The 20,796-nt window shown below is 71.9% G+C and carries 18 protein-coding genes and 3 pseudogenes; 14 read left to right on the top strand and 7 right to left on the bottom strand.

What is annotated here, in order from left to right:
• Nucleotides 1–22: 22 nt before the first annotated feature.
• Together ACI791_RS06010 and ACI791_RS06005 are read right to left on the bottom strand one after the other, a co-directional pair.
• A complete protein-coding gene (locus ACI791_RS06010) occupies nt 23–1,090 on the bottom strand; it encodes a glycosyltransferase (protein ID WP_456585207.1) in 1,068 nt (355 codons plus the stop codon).
• Nucleotides 1,091–1,342: 252 nt separating this feature from the next.
• Nucleotides 1,343–2,134 carry an FkbM family methyltransferase gene (locus ACI791_RS06005; RefSeq protein WP_456585206.1) on the bottom strand — a complete coding sequence of 264 codons (792 nt, stop codon included), beginning with the start codon at nt 2,132–2,134 and terminating at the stop codon, nt 1,343–1,345.
• 141 nt (nt 2,135–2,275) lie between these two features.
• Here ACI791_RS06005 and ACI791_RS06000 point away from each other — a divergent pair, with 141 nt between their 5' ends.
• The 4 genes and pseudogenes from ACI791_RS06000 (at nt 2,276) to ACI791_RS05985 (ending at nt 5,333) form a co-directional block, all read left to right on the top strand.
• A complete protein-coding gene (locus ACI791_RS06000; RefSeq protein WP_456585205.1) occupies nt 2,276–2,581 on the top strand; it encodes a transposase in 306 nt (101 codons plus the stop codon).
• A gap of 105 nt (nt 2,582–2,686) precedes the next feature.
• Nucleotides 2,687–3,362, top strand: a pseudogene (locus ACI791_RS05995) (IS30 family transposase); the annotation flags it as partial.
• A gap of 7 nt (nt 3,363–3,369) precedes the next feature.
• Nucleotides 3,370–3,665: pseudogene (locus ACI791_RS05990) on the top strand (integrase core domain-containing protein); the annotation flags it as partial.
• Nucleotides 3,666–3,833: 168 nt separating this feature from the next.
• On the top strand, nt 3,834–5,333 hold the full coding sequence (locus ACI791_RS05985; RefSeq protein ID WP_456585204.1) for a polysaccharide biosynthesis tyrosine autokinase: 1,500 nt from the start codon (nt 3,834–3,836) through the stop codon (nt 5,331–5,333).
• A 123-nt stretch (nt 5,334–5,456) separates the two neighbouring features.
• On the opposite strand, the gene ACI791_RS05980 is transcribed toward ACI791_RS05985, so the two are convergent.
• Together ACI791_RS05980 and ACI791_RS05975 are read right to left on the bottom strand one after the other, a co-directional pair.
• Nucleotides 5,457–6,239, bottom strand: coding sequence for an SGNH/GDSL hydrolase family protein (locus ACI791_RS05980; RefSeq protein ID WP_456585203.1), 783 nt, complete (start codon nt 6,237–6,239; stop codon nt 5,457–5,459).
• Nucleotides 6,240–6,338: 99 nt separating this feature from the next.
• The gene (locus tag ACI791_RS05975; protein ID WP_456585202.1) at nt 6,339–6,989 is read right to left on the bottom strand and encodes an arsenate reductase/protein-tyrosine-phosphatase family protein; all 651 of its coding nucleotides are present in this window, start codon (nt 6,987–6,989) and stop codon (nt 6,339–6,341) included.
• A 120-nt stretch (nt 6,990–7,109) separates the two neighbouring features.
• Between ACI791_RS05975 and ACI791_RS05970 the strand changes: the two genes are divergently transcribed.
• Entirely contained in the window at nt 7,110–7,739 is a 630-nt protein-coding gene (locus tag ACI791_RS05970) for an arsenate reductase/protein-tyrosine-phosphatase family protein (protein WP_456585201.1), read from the top strand.
• A gap of 9 nt (nt 7,740–7,748) precedes the next feature.
• Here the strand turns inward: ACI791_RS05970 and ACI791_RS05965 are convergent, their stop codons facing one another.
• Entirely contained in the window at nt 7,749–8,888 is a 1,140-nt protein-coding gene (locus ACI791_RS05965; protein ID WP_456585200.1) for an LCP family protein, read from the bottom strand.
• A 315-nt stretch (nt 8,889–9,203) separates the two neighbouring features.
• Here ACI791_RS05965 and ACI791_RS05960 point away from each other — a divergent pair, with 315 nt between their 5' ends.
• From ACI791_RS05960 to ACI791_RS05930, 7 genes are all read left to right on the top strand, one after another.
• Nucleotides 9,204–10,523: a UDP-glucose dehydrogenase family protein gene (locus ACI791_RS05960; RefSeq protein ID WP_456585199.1), complete on the top strand. Its 1,320-nt coding sequence runs from the start codon at nt 9,204–9,206 to the stop codon at nt 10,521–10,523.
• A gap of 700 nt (nt 10,524–11,223) precedes the next feature.
• Nucleotides 11,224–12,606, top strand: a complete 1,383-nt coding sequence (locus ACI791_RS05955) for a sugar transferase (RefSeq protein WP_456585198.1) — start codon at nt 11,224–11,226, stop codon at nt 12,604–12,606.
• Nucleotides 12,607–12,693: 87 nt separating this feature from the next.
• A complete protein-coding gene (locus tag ACI791_RS05950; protein ID WP_456585197.1) occupies nt 12,694–12,918 on the top strand; it encodes a hypothetical protein in 225 nt (74 codons plus the stop codon).
• A gap of 160 nt (nt 12,919–13,078) precedes the next feature.
• Complete coding sequence (locus tag ACI791_RS05945; protein WP_456585196.1) at nt 13,079–14,017, top strand: hypothetical protein; 939 nt, start codon at nt 13,079–13,081, stop codon at nt 14,015–14,017.
• 25 nt (nt 14,018–14,042) lie between these two features.
• Complete coding sequence (locus ACI791_RS05940) at nt 14,043–14,372, top strand: hypothetical protein (RefSeq protein WP_456585195.1); 330 nt, start codon at nt 14,043–14,045, stop codon at nt 14,370–14,372.
• Nucleotides 14,294–15,106: a sugar nucleotide-binding protein gene (locus ACI791_RS05935; protein ID WP_456585194.1), complete on the top strand. Its 813-nt coding sequence runs from the start codon at nt 14,294–14,296 to the stop codon at nt 15,104–15,106. Before ACI791_RS05940 ends, ACI791_RS05935 begins: the two co-directional genes overlap by 79 nt.
• Nucleotides 15,028–15,576 (top strand): phosphatase PAP2 family protein, encoded by a 549-nt coding sequence (locus tag ACI791_RS05930; protein WP_456585193.1) that lies wholly within the window; start codon nt 15,028–15,030, stop codon nt 15,574–15,576. Before ACI791_RS05935 ends, ACI791_RS05930 begins: the two co-directional genes overlap by 79 nt.
• A gap of 621 nt (nt 15,577–16,197) precedes the next feature.
• On the opposite strand, the gene ACI791_RS05925 is transcribed toward ACI791_RS05930, so the two are convergent.
• Together ACI791_RS05925 and ACI791_RS05920 are read right to left on the bottom strand one after the other, a co-directional pair.
• Nucleotides 16,198–16,854, bottom strand: coding sequence for a sugar transferase (locus tag ACI791_RS05925; RefSeq protein WP_456585192.1), 657 nt, complete (start codon nt 16,852–16,854; stop codon nt 16,198–16,200).
• Nucleotides 16,855–17,010: 156 nt separating this feature from the next.
• Nucleotides 17,011–17,817 (bottom strand): hypothetical protein, encoded by an 807-nt coding sequence (locus ACI791_RS05920; RefSeq protein WP_456585191.1) that lies wholly within the window; start codon nt 17,815–17,817, stop codon nt 17,011–17,013.
• 1,141 nt (nt 17,818–18,958) lie between these two features.
• Here ACI791_RS05920 and ACI791_RS05915 point away from each other — a divergent pair.
• Together ACI791_RS05915 and ACI791_RS05910 are read left to right on the top strand one after the other, a co-directional pair.
• On the top strand, nt 18,959–19,180 hold the full coding sequence (locus ACI791_RS05915; RefSeq protein ID WP_456585190.1) for a hypothetical protein: 222 nt from the start codon (nt 18,959–18,961) through the stop codon (nt 19,178–19,180).
• A gap of 175 nt (nt 19,181–19,355) precedes the next feature.
• Nucleotides 19,356–20,411: pseudogene (locus ACI791_RS05910) on the top strand (IS110 family RNA-guided transposase); the annotation flags it as partial.
• Nucleotides 20,412–20,796: the final 385 nt, after the last annotated feature.

Genomic DNA, 20,796 nt, shown 5'->3' with positions numbered 1-20,796 from the left:
TCAAGAATTCGGATGGGTGTTTTCACGTCGTCGGCGTCAGCGAAACGATCGCTTCGACCACCTCGTCCGGGGAGTCAGCCGGGATGATTCGACCCTCGACTCCAGCGGCTGCCGCGAGCGCCCGCGGAGCGATTACGACTTTAGCGTGCTCGAGTGCCTCCAGCATCTTAACGCTCACACCACTTTCGCCGGTTCCGAATCGCGGCACGACCACTACATCGACTGCATCATAGAAGCTCGACACGGTCGCCACAACGCCGAGGCCTACAACTGAGTCATAGTGGCTCATATCTTCGCTGCCCGCTCCAGCTATCACTACGCGAGGTGCGGCCGTGCCCATGCGCTCCTTGAGTCGAGGGAGAACCTCGTCGAGCAACGAACCTACAGCCCTGCGGTTAGGAGGCCAATCAAGCTTGCCAATGAACCCAATCGTTGATGCCTGCCGCGGCGTTCGGGTGCGCGAACTAGAGTAATGGTGGAGCGGCACCGGAAGGTGGTCGGCAGCAACACCCCACGCCTGGAGTCTGATGACATCGTGCCGCGATAGCGCCAGCACACGCCCCGGACGCTTCACCAGTCGACGTTCCAACCGCTCCAGTCTCCTGGTATCGCGCATGAGTCGCAATACACGTGGGCTGTACTCCTGGGACAGTTGGGAATCTAGGTTGTGCGCGACGTGCACGTCAACCTCGACATTAGCGACACTCGACAATAGGAGGGCGGGCCACTGACTCGTTATGAGCGTGTCGTACTGATCGATATGAGCGCGCAATCGCCTTGCGAGTGCAGTCCAGCCTGGGGCGTGGGTGAACTTCGCTGCCAAGTATGGCTCGCCAGTCCGAAGCATTCGAACGCCCGTGGCTGCTAAGCTGCGCGGGCGTCTACGCACCGACAATGGGATGTCGCCTTGATCTCCGTCAACGACGGCCATGACGCGAACCTGACTTACGGCACGAATCTGCTCTAAAATCCGAGTGTCTACCCAGGCGGCCCCCCCTCGGCAGGCATCGCCGGGACTGTAGGTCGTCAGATAAAGCACGCGCCCCTGCGCCAAGGCGAGCAGTTGCGCGAGTTGGTTGCTGCCATTCACGTGGAACTCCAAGAGGTGCGTAGGCGTCGACATGGTACTGGGCGTCTGGGCTACTGGTGGTAACCATGCCGTCTCGTTGATATGTCGGAGCGCCTGGTCGACGCTATCCGGGAGCTCAGGCCGTTCGACTGGGATAAGCGCCTCGACGGAGATGCGCGGTTGTGAGCAGACACAGAAGGACGCCAGGGTATGCATAAGGTCTCCACCCGCAGGCCTCCGAAGGGGGCGGCAGAAGCCAGCACCTTTTGGAATCTAGTAGCGACGGCGAATCTTCTCCTGAAGGCCGCTTGGAAGCGCCCTAAAGCTCCTCCGCAAGATGCGCCGCATCGCATACTTACTCGCCAAGACCCACAGGCGCCCTACGAAGAATGGTCGGAGTCTGCGTCCTGGCGGGGCGTATAGGAAGGTGTCGGTCGAGGCAAGGTTGGCTGGAATACGCCAGTATCCGAGCGCGCGGAGCGTCGCGTAGGTCTCATCTGACCCAGATCGCGCCTCGGCAATTATATAGGGGCTGCAGCGCTGTATCGTTGCAATGGATCCTGTTACCACCTCCGCCTCGCTCCCCTCCACGTCAATCTTGATGAGGGCGCACTCTTCAAGGCGGAGATCGTCGAGCGGGATGATCTCAACCTTTCCGTCTTCTTGCTGTTGCACTGCGACTGCCCCCATGTTTCCGTCGATTAGGTTCTGCAAAGAACCTCGACCATTTCGTCTACCGAGAGCCACGCCTTTTACGTGCACCAGGGCCTCTAGGTGATTGAGGGCTATGTTTCTCTCGAGATAGCCACGCGTGGCCTCGTTCGGCTCGAACGCGGTAACCCGGCGACCGCTAAGTCCCCAGTACGTCGTGTGGTTGCCGATATTGGCTCCGACGTCCAGAATGTGGTCCCCCGGCGCGGTAAGCGCGACAACTGCTGCCAGGAGCTCGTGCTCATACGGCCGTGACGTGGCAGCAATACTATTGGCGATGTGGTCATTGGCCGGGATGGCGAGCTGGTAGCCGCCCCAAGGCGACTGGACCTCTACTAGGTCTGGCGGCGTCATGGGGCAACCCTACGGGGCCATCCAGCATGTATCTCAGGACCGATGCCCCGGTCGTGGGGCGGTGCGCGGGGTCAAGCCCGGTGGCGTGGTGTCCCGCCCCGGGTGTGATGGAGGCTCTCAATCCACGTGAGGATGAGATTCATGGCGACACCGAGGAAGTACCCCGACGAGCTTCGGGAGCGGGCGACCCGGATGGCGGTCGAGGCGCGGCGTGATCCGGCGACCCGGACGGGGGCGTTAAGGCGGATCGGCGAGCAACTGGGCATCAACCCGGAGACGCTGCGAAACTGGATGTTTCAGGCCGAGATCGACGAGGGCCACCGGCCGGGCACCACGACCGATGACGCCACCCGGCTGGCCGAACTCGAACGCGAGGTTCGCGAGCTGCGCCGAGCGAAGGCGATCTTGAAGAGCGCGTCGGCTTTCTTCGCGTCAATGCCAGCATGAGAGGAGCCCGGCGGGGCTCGCTCGTTTCTTCGCTGCCCCGGCTGCGTCCGGTGGCTTGTCCAGCGATGTGCGGCCCCGCCGGGCTCCCGCCCGGTGGCTGCGCGGCTTGATAGGAGCCTGCTCTCCGCTCGATTGAGGCGTGCCGCGCCCCCGGTGCTCGACCGGTCCATCAAGCCGCAGGGTCACGTCACCGCCGAGGTCGTGCTCAGCGAGCGGCCGGCCGAGGCCGAGGACCGCGCGGTCCCAGGGCACTGGGAGGGCGACCTCATCATCGGCCTGAACCGGTCCGCGATCGGCACCGTCGTGGAGCGCACCAGCCGCTACACGCTGCTGGTCCACCTGCCGCGCCTGCCCGGGCACGGCCTCGTCCCGCCGGTCAAGAACGGGCCTCCGCTCGGCGGCTACGGCGCAATTGCGATGAAGGACGCCCTCACCACGACGATAAGCACGATGCCGGCGGACTTGCTGCGGTCGCTGACCTGGGACCGTGGCAAGGAGCTGTCCGCACACGCGCAGTTCAAGGTCGACACCGGCATCGCCGTCTACTTCGCCGACCCGCACTCACCCTGGCAGCGCGGCACGAACGAGAACACCAACGGCCTGCTGCGCCAGTACTTCCCCAAGGGCACCGACCTGTCCCGCTGGACCTTGCAGGACCTTCTCGCCGTCCAGGCCGCGGTCAACAGCAGGCCCGGAAGGTCCTCGACTGGAAGACCCCTGCAGAGGTCCTGGCGAACACCTACGCTCACCGCACCAGGTAGGTGTTGCAACCACCGGTTGAGGCCAGGCAGTACGTCGCCGTGCGGTACACCCAGCGCCTGGCCGAGGCCGGCGCGGTCGCCTCGGTCGGCTCTACCGGTGACAGCTACGACAACGCACTGGCCGAGGCCTTCAACTCGCTGTTAAGGCCGAACTGGTGCGCAACAAGGGTCCGTGGAAGGGCATCGACGACCTGGAGATCGCCGTCGCCGAGTACATCGACTGGTGCAACCACCGACGCCTGCACGGCGAGATCGGCCTGATCCCACCGGCCGAGCACCAGGACACCGGCACAACACCGCGGCGGCTACCGTCGCCGCGTTAGTTCCGAGCCTCCACTGAACCCGAGGCGGCACAGATGGCCGTGTACACCTAGCGGCGATTCCAGACTCCCGCGCGACTGGTTGTACGCTAGGTCAGTACGCAGGAACGCTCAGTTCAGCCATGGACGGCGCTCGCCCCCTCTGCTCCGCCTGATTGTGAGGCCCGGCCCGTGGAACTGAAGGACGTCGTCCAAGCGCTGCGCACCGGTTGGTGGCTGCTCCTCGTGGGTTGTTTGCTGGGGCTCGCTGCGGCGGGTGTCGTGACCTGGCAGACCACGCCGCTCTACTCATCGAGCACCCAGTTGTTCGTCTCGACGATCGGCACCGACGACACCTCGACGGCCTACCAGGGCAACCTCTTCTCCCAGCAGCGGGTCACCTCCTACGTGCAGCTGCTCACCGGTGAGCAGGTCGCCGGCCGGGTCGTCGAGGAGCTGCAGCTGGAGGAGTCGCCGGGCGAGCTGGCGGAGTCGGTCTCGGCCGGCGCCATCTCCGACACCGTCCTGCTCGACGTCACCGTGACCCGCCCGTCGGCGACCGAGGCCCGCGACATCGCTGCGGTCATCGGTGAGCAGTTCACCGACCTGGTCACCGAGCTCGAGACACCTGAGGGCGCAAGTGCCTCGACGGTGAAGGTGACGGTCACCGAGGTGCCGAAGGTGGCCGAAGCCCCGACGACTCCTCAGCCGATGCGGAACCTCGCCCTCGGCGGCCTGGCCGGCCTGCTGGTCGGGGCCGGTGCGGCGATCGGCCGCGAGCGGCTCGACAACACGGTGAAGACCGCCGACGACGTGAGCCGGCTCGCCGGGGCGGGGCTCGTCGGTGCCCTGGTCGAGGACCCCGCGCTCAGCGAGCGGCACGTCGCCGAGGACGAGGACGGTTACTCGGAGACGGGAGAGGCATACCGGCAGATCCGGACAAACCTGCAGTTCCTCGACGTCGACGACCCGGCCCGCACCATCGTCATCACCAGCTCACTCCCAGGCGAGGGCAAGACGACCGTCGCAGTCAACCTCGCGGTCGTCCTCGCTCAGTCCGGCGCACGGGTAGCCCTCATCGAGGGCGACCTGCGTCGGCCGCGGGTCACCCGGTACCTCGGCATGATCAGTGGTGCTGGCCTGTCCAACGTGCTCGCCGGTAATGCGGATTACCACGAGCTCACCCAGCCCTTCCGGGACGGAAAGCTGACCGTCCTCGCGGCCGGTCCGATGCCACCCAATCCCAGTGAGATGCTGGGGTCGAAGCAGATGCGCATGCTGCTGGCGCAGGCGCGGCAGGAGAACGACTACGTCCTCGTCGACGCCCCTCCGCTGCTGCCGGTCACCGACGCCGCCGTGCTCTCCGTCGCCGCGGACGGGGCGATCATCGTCGCCCGGCACGGCGTCACCACCAAGGCGCAGCTGGAGCAGGCTGCGGCCAACCTGCACCGGATCGACGCCAAGCTGCTCGGCGTGGTGCTCAACCGGATTCCGCCGAAGGTGGCCGGGGGGTACGGGTATGGGTACGGCTACAGCTACGACGCCCGCCCCGAGCTGGGCGCCGAGGCGCGCGACAAGGACGGGCGGCAGAAACTCACCACCCACACCACCTCGATGCCGGCCGTCCGGGACGCCACGGCACCGCCGATGCGGGAGCGCCCAAAGCCTCCCGCGCCCAAGCACAGCCGCTGAAAGTTTCCGCCTGCGGGCACCTGCGCAACGGCCCACCGCCCTCTCGGCGGTGGGCCGTTCGGCTTGTGGGGCCGGTCTCGGCCCCAGGCGACCGCAGGTGACTCCGGCCGGACGGGCAGCGGATCAGGTCGTCGCCTCGAGGGCCTGCTCGACGGCCGGTGCGATGCGCTCAGCGAGGTACCGGTGGCCGGCGTCCGTGGGGGAGATGCCGTCGGCCGCGATGAGGCCGGACGGCGCGGCGAACCAGTCATCGGCCAACGGGTCGACGAACGTGGCGCCGGCAGCGATCGCGGCATCCTCCACGGCGTCGCGCAGCAGATAGAGGTCCGCCGGAACGGCAGCGCTGCTCCACGCCGGCCCGACGACCACCAGCTCCGTGTCCGCTGCGGCCGTGCGGATCGAGGCGAAGGCTTCGGCTGCACCGGCCCCGACGGCGGCCGAGGAGCTGCCCAGGTCGTTGCGGCTGCCGAAGACGACCGTCACGTCCGCCTCCGGCACCGGGCTGGCGGCCGCGATGTCGGCGAAATCCTGTCCCGTGACGCCGGCTCGTGCGAAGCCGGCCATCGACACGGCGTTGAGCTGCAGGTCCGCGCCGGACCGCTCGGCCACCAGTGCCGGCCAGCCGGCGGCACCCCGGCCACCCAGGTCGGACCCGGTGGAGTAGCCGTCGCCGTAGACGGCCAGAACCGGGGGCTCCTCGGTCGACGCAGGAGCAGGGGATGCCGCGCCATCCGACGGCGTGTCCGGTGAGACCTCGGACGCCTGCCCCGCAGGCGCCGACCGGCCGGCGAACGGGTCCTCGGGCGCCGGCCGCAGCGCCAGGTAGGTGAGCAGCGCCGCGTTCACCACGACGAGCGCTACGAGGGTGATGATGCCCCAGCGAGGGGGGCGCTCCAGACCCAGCACGTTCCGACTTTACGGTGCCGGAGCGACGCGCCCCGGTCAGCGACGAACCGGCCGGCGCATTCCGTGACCGGCTCGTTGCTCCCGGAGCCTTCGGGCTGCTCAGCGAGTGCGTGGGCGAGCCAGCTCTCGAAGGTCGGGGAGCTGCCGCATGGCGGGACGGGGCGACCACTGCTGACCGGCAGCGCCCTCGGCGAAGAGGATGTCGGCCAGCGGCCGGAGCTTGCGGGCGATGCGCGCGCCGACCTCCTTGTGCACGGAACCCGAGTGGCCGATCGGGTCGTTCACGTCGTCGGCCTCGATGCTCATGCGGTGCGCCCGGCCAGCGTTGAGTCGCACGGCCAGCTCCCGCGCCCGCGTGTGCAGCGGCAGCTCCGTCAGGCCGCGCAGGTCGGCCGTCTGGAGCAGATCGGCCGCCTCGGGCAGGGTGAAGGTGTGCCGGAGCGCGCGCGGTGCGTCGGCGAGCACCAGGCGACGCTGCCGACGCGTCATGGTGAGCACCAGGTCGGCGTGGGTGGCCATCTCCGGCACGAGCGTTCGCGCGGCGAAGCCGCTCGGGTCGCCACCGAGACCGGTGAGGGCTGCGGCGCTCCGCTTGTCCATGGCACGGCCGTCGAGCGCGTCGGTACCGGCGCTGGCGATGTAGACATTTGCCGCAACGGACCCGAGTCGCTGGTCAGCCCAGGCGGTGGCCAGCCGCTCCGCCAGCGGCGAACGGCAGATGTTGCCCGTGCAGACGAAGAGGAGGCGCATATCGCGACTGTATGGAGACAGAACGTGACAGTGGCGCAGGCGCGCGTCGACGCGCTTCTGGTGAGAAGGATGTGACGCCCGGAAGAGGTGAGGTCGTCGGTGTCGCCGCAGACTGGGCGGGTGCCCTCGGAGCATCCGCCGCCCCGCCCCTTCACCGTCCTCTTCGTCTGCACGGGGAACGTGTGCCGCTCTGCGCTGGCCGAGCAGCTGGGTCGCGCCTACCTGGACGACGCCCTGGGCGCGGAGGGTGTCACGGTCCGGCTGGTCAGCGCCGGCACGCAGGCCGTGGTGGGTGCGGGTATGCACCCCGACACCGGCCTGGTGCTGCGCGGCCTCGGTGGCGACCCGGCCGGCTTCCGGGCGCAGCAGTTGCACGGCGGGTTGGTCGCCGAGGCGGATCTCGTGCTGGTCATGACCCGCCGGCACCGGGACGCCGTCCTCGGGCTGGAGCCCCGGGTGCTGACCCGCACCTTCCTCCTCCGCGAGGCGGCCGGCCTGGTCGGCGGGCGCGACCCCGGAGAGGTGGCGTCGGGAGATGCGGTCGAGCGGCTCCGGACGTGGGTGGCGGCCATGGCGGCCGCGCGCGGCCGCCGGGCGACGCGCCGAGCTGACGACATCCCCGACCCGATCGGCCGATCGATCGAGGTGCACCAGGAGGTGGGGGAGCAGATCAGCGGAGCGCTGGTGCCGGTGCTGGCGCGCATCGCGGAGCTGGTCGCGACGGAGGCCGTCGGGGCGTCCGGAGCGTAAGACCTGCCCTCAGCGGGGGACGTCCGGCAGCGCCTGCTCGGCGAACTCGTCGGCGTTCGGCGCCAGGGAGTCCGTGCGGAGGTAGCCCCACAGGCGGTCGGCCGACGTGTGGTCGAGGTAGACGACGCTCGCCGCGCCCTCCTGCCCGGTCCCCAGCACGGGAACGGTGAAGAAGTCCACTGCCTCCGGGGTGATGCCCCGCAGGGAGTACGCCAGGTTCAGCAGCTCGGTGTTGCCGAGGCCGTCGTCGACGGCCACGGCGTCCGTGACGGTCAGCAGGGCGCTGTCGAGCTTGGCGGGATCGCCGAACGTGTTCGAGCTGAACAGTTGGCCGAACATCGACTTCAGGTACTGCTGCTGCCGGCGCACGCGGTCGAAGTCGCCGCCGGTCAGGCCGTAGCGCTGCCCGAGATACCAGCGCGCCTGGTCCCCGTCGAGGTGGTTGACGCCCGCCGTGAAGGTGTACGGGCCGTTCGTCGTCGTCTCGGCCACGACGACGTCCACCCCGCCCAGGTCGTCGGTGACCTGGATGAGGCCTTCGAAGTCGATCGCGGCGTAGTGGTCGATGCGCACGCCGGTCAACTGCTCGACGGTCTGGATCAGGAGCGTGGGGCCGCCGAAGGCATACGCGGCATTGATCTTGTTCATCCCGTGGTCGGGGATCTCCACCCAGCTGTCCCGGGGGATCGAGATGACCTGGGCGTGCGTCCGGTCACCGGTGAAGCGGGCGATCATGATCGCGTCGGCCCGGCCGCCCTCGGCGATGCCCTCGTCCGACGTCGCCCGGGTGTCCGAACCCATGAGCAGGAAGGTGACCGGCGTTCCCGCGGCGGTCTGAGCCGGCGCGGGGCGAGTTACCTCCTCGAGGTCGGCGAACACGTCGCCGACCCGGTCGATGTTGCCGCCGTACCGGCTGGTCAGGTACCAGAAGCCACCACCGATGAGGAGCGCGAGAACCAGGCCGAGCACGCCCAGGGAGATCAGCAGCCGGCGCAGTCGGCGGCGTGGGCGCTCGGGCCCCGACGGCGTCTCGTCACGGTCCGGACCCTCCTCGTCGACCTGGTCCCGGAGGAGCAACCGCTCGGCGCGGGCACGCGCCAGCTCGGCGTCGGTGCGCCCGTCGCCGATGCGGCGTGTGTCGTCGTCCACAAGGTCCCCCGTTGTCGTGCCCGGCCGAGGTTACGACCATCCGTGTCGACCACGGGCGGTGCAGGCGCCACGCCGGGCGGGCAGGCACATCGGGGCGCATGGGGCGGACGAGCAGACTTCCCCGCCCGGCGGGCCGGCCAGCGCCCCGCTCCCGGGCGGGAACACCACGTCGGCTCGCGCTCTGTCTGTGACCGGCTCCTGGGTGGTGGCTCTCCCGGCGGTGGCTGCAGCCGCCCCGGACCACGTAGCGTGCTCCCCCGGACAGCAGCGTTCGGCCGGCTGACCGACCTCGCACCTCTCGGGCTGGAGCACTGCATGAAGATCTCGGTCGTCGGTTGCGGCTATCTCGGTGCCGTCCACGCGGCCTCGATGGCCGAGCTGGGTCACGAGGTCGTCGGCATCGACGTCGACGAGCGCAAGATCGCCTCGCTGTCGGACGCGAAGGCGCCGTTCTACGAACCCGGCTTCGAGGAGTTGCTCGAGCGCACCCTCGCGACCGGACGGCTCCGCTTCAGCACGGACGTCGGTGATGCAGCCGGTGCCGTGGTGCACTTCCTGTGCGTGGGCACGCCGCAGAAGCGCGGCGAGTACGCCGCTGACCTGCGCTACGTCGAAGCGGCCACCGAGTCGCTGATCGGTGTGCTGGGCGTCGGGGAGCTGGTGGCGGGCAAGTCGACGGTTCCGGTGGGCACCGCCGCGCGGCTGGCCGAGCTGGTGGCGGGCAAGGTGCCGGGGGCGCTGCTGGCGTGGAACCCGGAGTTCCTCCGCGAGGGGTTCGCGGTGCAGGACACCCTGCACCCGGACCGGCTGGTCTACGGGCTGCCGGCCGGGCAGGACGGCGAGACGGCGCGGAGGCTGCTCGATGAGGTGTACGCGCCGATCGTGGCCCGGGGGACCCCGCAGGTGGTCAGCGACTACGCGACCGCGGAGATGGTGAAGACGGCGGCGAACTCGTTCCTGGCCACGAAGATCTCCTTCATCAACGCGATGGCCGAGCTGTGCGAGGCCACCGGTGCCGACGTCAAGCAGCTGGCCGACGCGATCGGCTACGACGACCGGATCGGCCGCAAGTTCCTCAACGCCGGCCTCGGCTTCGGCGGGGGGTGCCTGCCCAAGGACATCCGCGCGTTCATGGCCCGGGCCGGCGAGCTGGGCGCGGATCAGGCGCTGACGTTCCTCCGCGAGGTCGACAACATCAACATGCGGCGGCGGATCCGCATGGTGGAGCTGGCCCGGGAGGTCTGCGACGGGTCGCTGCTGGGCAAGCGGGTGGCGGTGCTGGGGGCGGCGTTCAAGCCCGACAGCGATGACATCCGCGATTCCCCGGCGCTGAACGTGGCCGCCCAGCTGCAGCTGCAGGGCGCCGTCGTGCGGGTTACCGATCCGGCCGCGGTGGAGAACAGCCGTCGGCTGTGGCCGCAGCTGGAGTACGCGGACACCGCCGAAGAGGCGGCGGAGCGGGCCGACGCCGTGCTGGTGCTGACCGAGTGGGCGCAGTACCGGGAGCTCGACCCGGTCGCCTTCGGCACGGTTGTCCGACAGAAGCGGGTGCTCGACGGGCGCAACGCGCTGGACCGGGAGCGGTGGACCGCCGCCGGCTGGACCTACCGCGCCCTCGGCCGCCGCGCCGGCTGAGTCCGCCGCCGAGCGGCGTGGCAGCTTCGCCGGGAGCGCGTCGCGGTCGAGGACGATCCGGCGGCGAGGTGAGCGCGGCCGTGACGCACCTTCCCTGAGCGCCTCGTGCGTCACTCCGCCACCACGGTCAACCCTGACCACACCCGTCCCCGTGGTCGCCTGGACCTGACGAGATCGGCCGCCGTGATTGTGGAGTCCTGTGGTCGAGACTCGTCGGTCCGCAAACCTAGGGTCGGGGCGTGCTCACCCACGTCGTCTGCCCGGGCACCGCGCGCCCCTCGCTGTCGCTGCCCGGCCGGCCGTGGTCCGCCCGATGAGCCGACCGGTGCAGGAGGAGGCAACGCCCGTCGTTCCCGCGCCTCGGGGGGCTCGCCAGCAGGGTCGTCCCCCGATCGGGCGACGGACGTCACATTCCGTGCCGGCATCCGCGTCGGTAACGTCCGGTACCGCAAGAGGATGGCGGAGCGGCGACGGCACCGAGCAGGGCGCCGCCGAGATCCATCTGGTCGGCGCCCGGCAGGCGGGTGTTCGTGGAGGGCGCCGACAGCGGGGGCTGGGGAACATGGTCTCGACGACCGAGGACGTCGTCCGCTCTCCGCGGAGTGACGGACGGGTCCGCCCCGCCCCGTCCCCGCTGCGGCCGGTCCGCGAGCACCACGGTGCGGACCGCCGCAGGTGGCGTTCCCGGTATGTCGTCTCGGTGGTCCTGGGCGACGCCGGCTGCGCCCTGGTGGGTGGCCTCATGGGTCTGTTCGCCCGCTTCGGCGGGGACGCGGTGGCGATCTCGAGCGCCGGCCCGGAGCAGGCGGTGGCCGTCGTCGCCGCCATGCCGTTCGTGTGGGTGCTGGCCATGTTCCTGGGCCGGGCCTACGAGCAGCGCTACCTGTGGGTGGGTGCGGACGAGTTCCGCCGGGTGGCGATGGCCGGCGTGGGCGTCATGGCCGCGTTCGGCACCACCAGCTGGGCGCTGAAGTGGGACGTCGCCCGCGGGTTCGTGGTGGTGGCCCTCCCGATGGCCGCGCTCCTCACCCTGCTCCAGCGCTACGCCCGCCGGCAGGCCCTGCACCGGCAGCGCGGCCGGGGCCGCTGCCAGCAGACGACGCTGGTCGTGGGGCACCGCAGTGGCGTGGCGGCCCTGCACGAGCTCGTCGACGCCAGCCGCTACCACGGCCTCCGCATCGTCGGGTGCTGCCTGCCCGCCGCGGCCGGGTCCCGGGAGCAGGACTTCGACGGACTGCCGGTGCTCGGCTCGCTGGACGACGTCATCGACGTCGTCCACCGGTACGGGATCGACACCGTGGCCGTGCTGCCCAGCCCCGAGCTGGAGGGGCCGGCGCTGCGGCGCCTGGGCTGGGACCTCGAGCAGACGGAGGCGGAGCTCCTGCTCGCCCCGGCCGTCACCGAGTTCGCCGGACCCCGGGTGGCGATCCGGCCCGTGGCGGGCCTGCCGCTCCTGCACGTCGAACGCCCCGAGCTCACCGGCCCCCGGCGGATGGCCAAGGCCACCTTCGACGTCACGGCGGCGGCGATCGGCCTGGTGCTGCTGCTCCCCGTTCTCCTGGGCATCGCCGCGGCGGTCGGCCTGACCAGCCGGGGGCCGGTCCTCTACAAGCAGGAGCGGGTGGGCCGGGACGGTCGGATTTTCCGGATGCTGAAGTTCCGATCCATGGTGGTCGATGCCGAGCAGCGCCTCGCCGAGCTGCAGGCGAACAGCGACGGCAACGGGGTGCTGTTCAAGATGAGGGACGATCCGCGGGTGACCCGGGTGGGACGCGTCCTCCGTCGCTACTCCCTGGACGAGTTGCCGCAGCTGGTCAACGTCCTGTGCGGGCAGATGTCCCTCGTCGGCCCGCGGCCCCCCCTGTCGCACGAGACCGACCGCTACGGCTTCGACATGCACCGCCGGTTCCTGGTGAAGCCGGGGATGACCGGGCTCTGGCAGATCAGCGGCCGGTCCGATCTCAGCTGGGACGACTCCGTGCGGATGGACGTCCGCTACGTGGAGAACTGGTCGTTCGGGATGGACCTGTTCATCCTCTGGAAGACCCTGGGTGCGGTCCGCGGCGGTTCCGGGGCGTACTGACCCGCACGGGAGCCCGACGGCGAGGCGGCGACAGCCGTCGGCCGGACGCGCGTTTCAGACAACCGCGCATCGGGGCAGTGTCCATCGGTGGTGTGGGTGCTCGGTGGACTGGTGGTCTGGGTGACGGTGGCGGCCGTGTTGGCGCTGACCATCGGCCGGGCCGTGGACCTCGCGGACCAGCGGTCGGTGCGCACCCACGTCTGGCTGGACGCCCCGGGCGAGGATCCGGCTGTGCTCCGGGTACCGGTATCCGCCGCTCCTCCGGCCCGCCCTGACTGGCCGGTGCGGATGCCGCAGCCACGGTCGGGCTGACGGCGTCGGTTCCTTCCGCACCCTGAGCCCCTGCCGCCACGAGCGACGCAGTGGATCGTGCTCGGTCGTAGGACGGGGTGCGACGTCGCCAGCATTCCCGAGCCAGGAAATCGCCGCTCCACCGCTCAAGACTCGGCACGGCCGTCCCGATGAACAGAAGGTGTGGTGGCTCTCGGTGCTGGCCGGACTGGTCGCGTGGCTGGTCCTCGCGTCGGTGCTGGCGGTGCTGATCGGCCGCGGGATCCGGTTGGCCGATGTGTCCGCCGCCCGGTCGCGGCACCGCACGGACGCGACGCCGGAGACCGCTGCGGCGCGGGCCGCCGGGCCTGAGCAGGCCCCGCCAGTACACCGGGTGGACAGGCGGCTGCGTCGCCGGCCGGTTCCGTTGCCGCGACTGGGCATCGCCCTGATGGCCGTCGCGGTGCTCCTGGAGACCACCGGCTACGTGCTGGAACTCGCCGGCGACGCCGGCGCCGTGGCGCAGCTGTTCTCCATGGACGATCGCTACTCGCTGCCGCGCCTCTACATCGCCGGGTTGTTCGCCGTTGCCGCCGTCGTGGCTTGGGTGGGGGCCGGTCGCATCCCCGGCCGGCGCACCTGGTGGCTGGCGGTCGGGCTGGTCGCTGCCGGGATGGCCACGGTCAAGGCCGGCAGCAACGTGCACAAGCGGGTGGTCGTCGGCCTCACCGACGCCGACGCCGTCGGCGTCGGCCTGGCCACGGCGATGAGCGCGGTCGCGGCCGGAGCCGTCGTCGGCGGCCTCTGGTGGCTCAGCCGCGACGAACGTCGCGACCGGCGCCGGATCCTGACCGTGCTGGCCTGCTACGCGGGGGCGTCCGTCGGCCTCTCGGCCGTCTCGAACGTGACGGCCGGCGCGTTCGGCGTCGCCAGCCGGTGGACCTACGCCGCCACCTTCGTCGAGGAATCAGGCGAGGCGCTGGCCGGGGTGGCGTTCCTCGTCGCCGTGCTCATTGGTGTGGCGCCGCGCCTGGCGCTGCCGGCCGAGTGGACCCTCCGCCGGGCCGCGGACGCGCACACCCTCGACCTCCCCGAGCAGCTGCCCGGCACGGTCCCGGAGCCCGGCGCTGCACGGAGCTGACGGCGCTGGGCGAGCCCACTCCGCGGTGCACGCGATCCTCGACCGCGGCCCCTCGGGGGAGACCTACCTCATCGGCGCGGACGGGGAGAGGAGCAACCGCGAGGTGCTCGGGCTCATCCTCGAGCTGACCGGCCAGCCGGCCGACGCCTTCGACTCGGTGACCGACCGGGCCGGGCACGACCTGCGCTACGCCATCGACGCCACCAAGCTGCGCACGGAGCTCGGGTGGACGCCGAAGTACACCGACTTCCGCGACGGCCTGGCCGCCACCGTCGAGTGGTACCGCACGAACGAGGCCTGGTGGCGCCCGCTCAAGGACGGCGTCGAGGCCGGCTACGCCGCCCGCGGGCAGTGAACACGGTCATCGTCGGCGCCGGCGGGCATCTCGGCCAGGCGTTGCGCCGCGAGTTCCCGGACGCCGTCGCCCTCGACCGGGCCGCGCCCGAAGTCACCGACGCCGCCGCCGTGGAGGCGTTCGACTGGACCGGCATCGACGTCGTCCTGAATGCCGCCGCGTGGACGGCGGTCGACGCGGCGGAGGACCCGGCGAACCCGCGGTCCTCCCGGGGCCGTCGGGGAGCGGGCGTACCGCGGTGCCGGCGAGGCGCCGGTGGGATCGACGAGGTGGTCGTGGCCTCGGGCGGTGGCAACGGCCGATCGGCACGCCGCTCGGCTTCCCGGTGGTCGGCGGTGCGGATCGTCCGACCCAGGGCCACCGCGAGGACCACGGCGAGCAGCGACCATCCCGCGAGTACCCGAACCCACGGCATGCCGCCTCCGAGAGGGGTGGTGCCACCTCCCCATTACCGGCGGCCCGGCGGACTGTGCAGGCCTTACCACCCCCGGACAAGCGGACTGCGCACGGAGGTGACCGGCAGCGGCCCGACGTCTCAGGTCCGGCCGTGGCAGTCGCGCACGGTGCCGGGGCGAGTGCCGGGCGGCACCGCTCCGGCCGGCTCCGGCGGGAAGCCGGTGGTCGGCCCCCGCACCGGTGGTCGATACTCGGGCCCGTGGATTGGGATCGGGCGGTGCTCGAGGCGCTGGCGGGCCACCGGGCCGACTGGGCCAACGCGTTCACCCGGGGCCTGATGGCGGCCGGGCAGCCGACGGCCACGTACCTCGCGGCGGTGGGGCTGGCCGTGGTGTTCGCCTGGGCCTTCCGGGCCTGGCGGGCGGTGGCAGCCGCCGCGCTCGCCTCGGTGGTCGCCACGGCGCTCGCGGAGTACGGCAAGGAGTTCATCGGACGGCCCCGTCCGCCTGCCCACCTCGCGCTGGTGCCCGCCGACGGGTTCGCCATGCCGTCGTCCATCGCCGCGCTGACCGCGGGCGCGGCCGTTCCGCTGACCCTGTGGGGGCTGCGCCGGGCCGACGTCATCGGGCGGCTGGTGGTCGCCGTCCTCGTCGGCGGCACGGTGCTGGTCGGCGTCAGCATGGTCTACCTGGGGGCGCACTGGGTCAGCGACGTCCTCGCCGGCTGGGCGCTCGGCGCGCTGCTCGGCATCGCGGCGTTCCGCCTGCTCCACCTGCTGCCGACCCGGCCGGCCAGGGTGGTCGGCTGACCGGACGGCGGCTACAGGTGCCGGTGCAGCGGTGACCGGCGCCGCGAGCCCGCCGGCGTGCGCGGCGTCCCGCCGCCCGGCTCCCCGGGTGCGGACGGAGGCTGCTGGTCCGGCGCCGGCGGCGCTCCGGGCGGGGCGCCGCCGGGCCCAGGCCCGCGTCGATTGCGGTCCGGACCCGCTGGGTGGATCGACTGCACGAGAATCCTGGACGGACCGGACCCGGTCCGGCGGCCGGTGGGTTGGGGGGGCGCCGAGGAGGTCAGCTGGGGTGGGTCCGCCGCACGCGGCTCGCCGACGCCGTCGGTGCACCAGAGGTGCGGGTCGTGGCGCCGGTCGGACCGACGAAGGTAGAGGCCGGTCAGCAGGGCGAGGGGAAGGGCGAGCGCCGTCCAGGCCAGGGCTGCGATCCACACCCAGTCCATAGGCCGCCCGTTTCTCCAGGGGCGTCCCGCGCCAGCGGCCAGAACGCCCTGCTTGAGGTCCCCGAGTCTGGTCCGCTCCGGTACCTGGCGCATGTCGTTGCGACACTCCGCCGGGCGCCGGGCGACCGGTGCGGAGCGTCGCGGGCACATCGTCGTCGGCCGGTCGCCCTCCGCCAGCACCGCAGGCCGATCTGGCCCGTCACCTGCCATGCGGGGCCGGCGCCCGCCGGGACCCGGTGCACAGGAACGGCAGGTCGCCCCGCACCGAGTCGAGCAGGCTGGGCAGCTCGTCGAGGGAGAGGGAGCGCAGCAGCCCTCCGACCCGGGTGGGACGGTCCTCGGGCGCCGAGGCCGTGCGCGCAATCCGGAACCGCAGCGCCGGGTACTGCGGGTCGCCGTCCGGGCGTGCCTGGCGGACCAGGATCGGCCCCGGGCCGGAGAACCGGACGGCCAGGGCGATCACCAGCAGCGCCGGGAGCAGGACCGTGCCGACCACCGCGGCCAGGACCCGGTCGGCCACCTGCCTCCGTTGCAGGAGGACGCCGGCCAGTGCCAGCCCCCCGCCGAGGAGGACGAAGCCGTGGGGCGTGGCCGACCCGGTGAGCAGGGAGACCGCCCCGGCTGCCTCGAGGACTCCGCCCGTGACGAGCACGACGGCACCCACGTCCGACAGCACGTCGCGGACGGCATCCGTCGCGCCGGCGGACACGGGTTCCCGGCGGGGCGCGGGCGGCCCGGCAACCGGGCCGGCCACGGGGGCGGCAGCGGTCGGGTGCGCGGGGGCGGCGACCCGTCTCCGGATCGTGTCCCCGGACGGGTGCGACAGCGCGCGGGAGAAAGACTTGGAACGCCTCATCGTGAACAGTCCTCGAACGTATGCGCCCGGAAGGGCGGAAGGAGGAGTCTCGGCGAGCGGCGTCGTCACTGTTGACGCGCCGCCGAAGTCGCGCGGACGGCTGACGTGGGCTGTGCGGCGGCCTGGGCGTGCGAGGTCGCCGGCAGGAGCCGTCGGCTAGTCGGGGCGGGCGCCGGGCTGGTCGGTGCTGCCGAGTGCCCGCGCGGGGAGGCGCGAGGTCAGCCGCGTCCAGGCGCGGCTCAGGGTGGCGGTCAAGGATTCCTCGACGATCGCCAACTGGTCGAGGGTGCTGCCGCCGCCGGAGCCGGTACCGGCCACCGACACCGTGGTGCAGGCCTGACCGGCGGGCGCCGGTCCGGGGTTGTGTGCGGGCGGCGAGGCGGGCGCGACCGGGGCCGGCTGGGGGGCCGGGGGCGGTACGGGCTTCGTCGGAGCGGGGGAGGTGTCCGGCGCCGGGCTGGCGGCAGCAGTGGGGGCCATGGTCGGGGCCGGCACCACCAGGGGTGACCGGGTCCCGGGGCCGGTCGCCGCGGGCCGGGCACCGCCGACGTCGCTCTTCCGCGTCGAGATGGCGCGTTGCCGATCAGCGGAGTCGACCCTCTGCGAGGAGGCGGTAGCGCCGCCAGGCGGACGGCAGGAGGCGTCGCCGTCGGTAGCAGGACGCTGGACGACGGTTGCGGTGGAGAGCTCCTGGGCCGCCTGGGGGGCGGCGGTCCCCGGCGCAGCGACGGCCGACGGCGGCACCGGGTCCTCCGTGGGCGGCGCCGGGCCCTCCGTGGGCGGCGCCGGCGCTTCCGTGGGCAACGCCGCGACCTCGGTGAGCGGCGGCACGGCAGGCTGCGCGACGGTCGCTGCCTCGGCGGGCGCGGTCGTCCCCGGCGCGCTGCCGGGATCAACCGGGACGGTGGCCTCGCCGTTCGTGGGGTCCAGGATCAACTCGGGCGTCGGGACCACCCCGGGCATCGGGAGCACCGTGCTCGTCGAGCCACCGGTGAGCGTCTCGTCCGCAACGGGGGCCGGAGGCTCGGACGGCGGTGCGGCGGTGTGCCCCGTGGCCGGGGGCGCGGGGGAGGGCGGCACGGGGAGCGGTGACGGAGCCGCCGGGGGCTCGGTCACGACGACGACCAGGTCGGGCGGTACGTCAACGGTGGGCGCGGGTGGCACCGGGTCGGGCTCCGGCACCGCAGCCGACTTGGGCTCCGGTTCCGGCTCAGGCTCCGCGACGAGCGTGGTGACCGGATCCGGGGCCTGCTGGGGGCGCGGCCCGCGCGCAGGCCGGTCGTGGCCGTGCGGCGTCCGGCCGGCGTGGTGGTCCGCACGGGGGGACGGGCCCCGGTCCTCCGTGGGGGCCACGGCGGGACCACCGGCCGGTTCCCCGGCCCCCGGGTGTCCGCCTGCCTCGTCCCCGAGCGCAGCATCCTCCGGCGCTGCGGAGGAGGGCGCCTCCTGGGACTCGTCATGGGCGCGCGCGGAGCCAGCGGCGACGACCAGCAGACCCCACCCGCAAACGAGGAACAGCAGGACCAACAGGGCGGCGCGGCCCAGCGGCCGCTTGCGCGGCTGCCCGTGCTCCGGGCTGGGGGAACCGAGAGCAGGCGCGGGCACGAGATCCGGGGACCCCGCGCCGCCACCGCCGATGACCGGAACCCCTCTCGTCGCGGGCGGCGCTGTCGCGCGCCCGGATCCGCCGTCCCCAGACGAGTCAACCTCCCGCCGGACGGGGAAGGGCGCAACCCGTCCGGCCCTGGTGAGCGGAACGCGCGGTCGAATCTCACCGTGCGTGAGGGGGCACAACCGATCACGTCTCGTCAGACGGAACAGCCGCGCGGGCCATGCCCAGGCTCCAGGGTCCGCTGGGCCACCCGATCCGCTCGTCGGTGAAGCGGTGCAACGGCCGGGGGTGCCCCCTGCGGGAGCGCCATGCCGAGCCAAACCTCCGCACATGCGGATTGTCACAGCCGTCGCGGTAGGCGACGGAGCGCATCGTTGCGGTCGTTGTCGGTTCGGACGGCAGAAGCGCGCGGAACCGCCGACGGGGATGTCCGGTGTCCTCCGTCACGCGACGTCACGTCGGGTGCTCCGCGTCGGTCAACAGCCTGTGGATGTGGGCCGCGCTGATCGCCTGCGCGATCTCGCCTGGCTGCAGGAGATCACCGGGATCGACCGCGACAACGGCCGCGGCCGGCGCACCGTGGCCCGGCCGCGCCGGGAACTGATCAACATCCCCACACGGGTGGTCCGCCGCGCCGGGGCCATCTGGCTGCGCCTCCCGTTACCTTCTTCCCGCCTCCGGCGAGGAGGTTCCTGGTCGCCAGGTCCGGCATGACTATTGCCCCTGTCGTTGACGATCCGGGGGGGTGTTGTCACCGGGCCTGGTGGCACTGGTGGACCGCTGATAGGGACATGACCGCCTGCGGGCTGGTCTCTTCGTAACGTGGCTGCCGGCATCTGCAGTGCTCGACCGACCAGGACGAGAACTGCAGATGCCGGGGAGCGCATGGATGAGTAAGAGGGGCTACGCGGTCTTCTGCGGCCTGGCCGTCGGCAAGATCGCCCACCACGCGAGCGCTGGACCCGGCCGGGCCCGACTGCATGATGCGGCGCTGCCTCAGGACGACGCTCGGCTGCGCCAGCTGTTCACCGACCTGCAGGCGCACGGGCCGGTGCTGGTGGTCGTGGACCAGCCGGCCACTATCGGGGCGCTGCCGGTCGCGGTCGCCCGCGCGGTCGGCTGCCAGGTGGCCTACCTGCCCGGGCTGGCGATGCGCCGGATCGCCGACCTGCACCCGGGATCGGCCAAGACCGACGCCCGCGACGCCTACGTCATCGCCGAGGCCGCCCGCACCATGCCGCACACGCTGCGCCGGGTCGATGTCGGCGAGGAGGTGCTCGCCGAGCTGGAGGTGCTGATCGGCTTCGACGACGACCAGGCCGCCGAGGCCACCCGGATCAGCAACCGCATCCGCGGCCTGCTCACCCAGATCCACCCCGCCGCCGAGCGAGTGCTCGGCCCGAGAGTGGCCACCACGGTGGTGCTGGAACTGCTCAAGCGGTTCGGTGGGCCGGCCGGGCTGCGCGCCGCAGGCCGCAAGAAGCTGCTCACCGTGGCCGGCAAGGCCGCCCCGCGGGCCGGCGAGCAGCTGGTCACCGACCTGCTGGCCGCCCTGGCCAAGCAGACCGTGGTGGTGCCCGGCTCCGCTGCGGCGGAGAAGGTGCTGCCCCGGCTGGCCACCGCCCTGGCCCAGGTCCTGGCGCAGCGGCGGGCCATCGCCGCCGAGGTGGAGGGGATCCTCGATGCCCACCCTCTTGCCAAGGTCCTGACCTCGATGCCCGGTGTTGGGGTAAGGACAGCAGCCCGCATCCTGCTCGAAATCGGCGACGGCAGCGCCTTCCCCACCGCCGGGCACCTGGCCGCCTACGCCGGCCTGGCATCCGAGACCCGCAGATCCGGGCTCTCCATCCGCGGCGAACGACCACCCCGCGGTGGCAACAAACAGCTCAAGCGGGCGCTGCTCCTCTCCGCCTTCGCCGCCCTGGCCGACCCCACCTCCCGGGCTACACGGCCTAGGGCCATCGCGGCCTCGGCCAGCTCGCGGATCGGGCTGCCGCCGTCGGACGAGTCCGAGTGCATCTGACTACGGACCAGAAGGTTGGGGGTCCGAAATCCTTCGGGTGCACGTCTGGTTGAGACGGCGCCGCAGCCCCGTTCCTCATCTTGAGGAGCGGGGCCGTGGTATGTCCTCGGCCGCGCAGTACGGGCAGGACGGTGTGCAGCCGGAGCTCGTCCGGGCAGCAGGTGGCTTGCGCGCCGCCGTGCACGGCTGTATATGTGTGTGGTTCTCACACGGCGGGCCGCGGTTCCGGCGCCTGCTAGCGGGCGCGACGCGTCAGTGCGCGCACAGGAAGGACTGGTTTGAGCGGGCACACCGTGGCACATCGTTG

It is taken from the genome of Blastococcus sp. SYSU DS0973 (assembly GCF_054051055.1).
The sequence above is the reverse complement of the archived record's forward strand: the minus strand, read 5'-3'. Positions and strand labels throughout refer to the sequence as shown.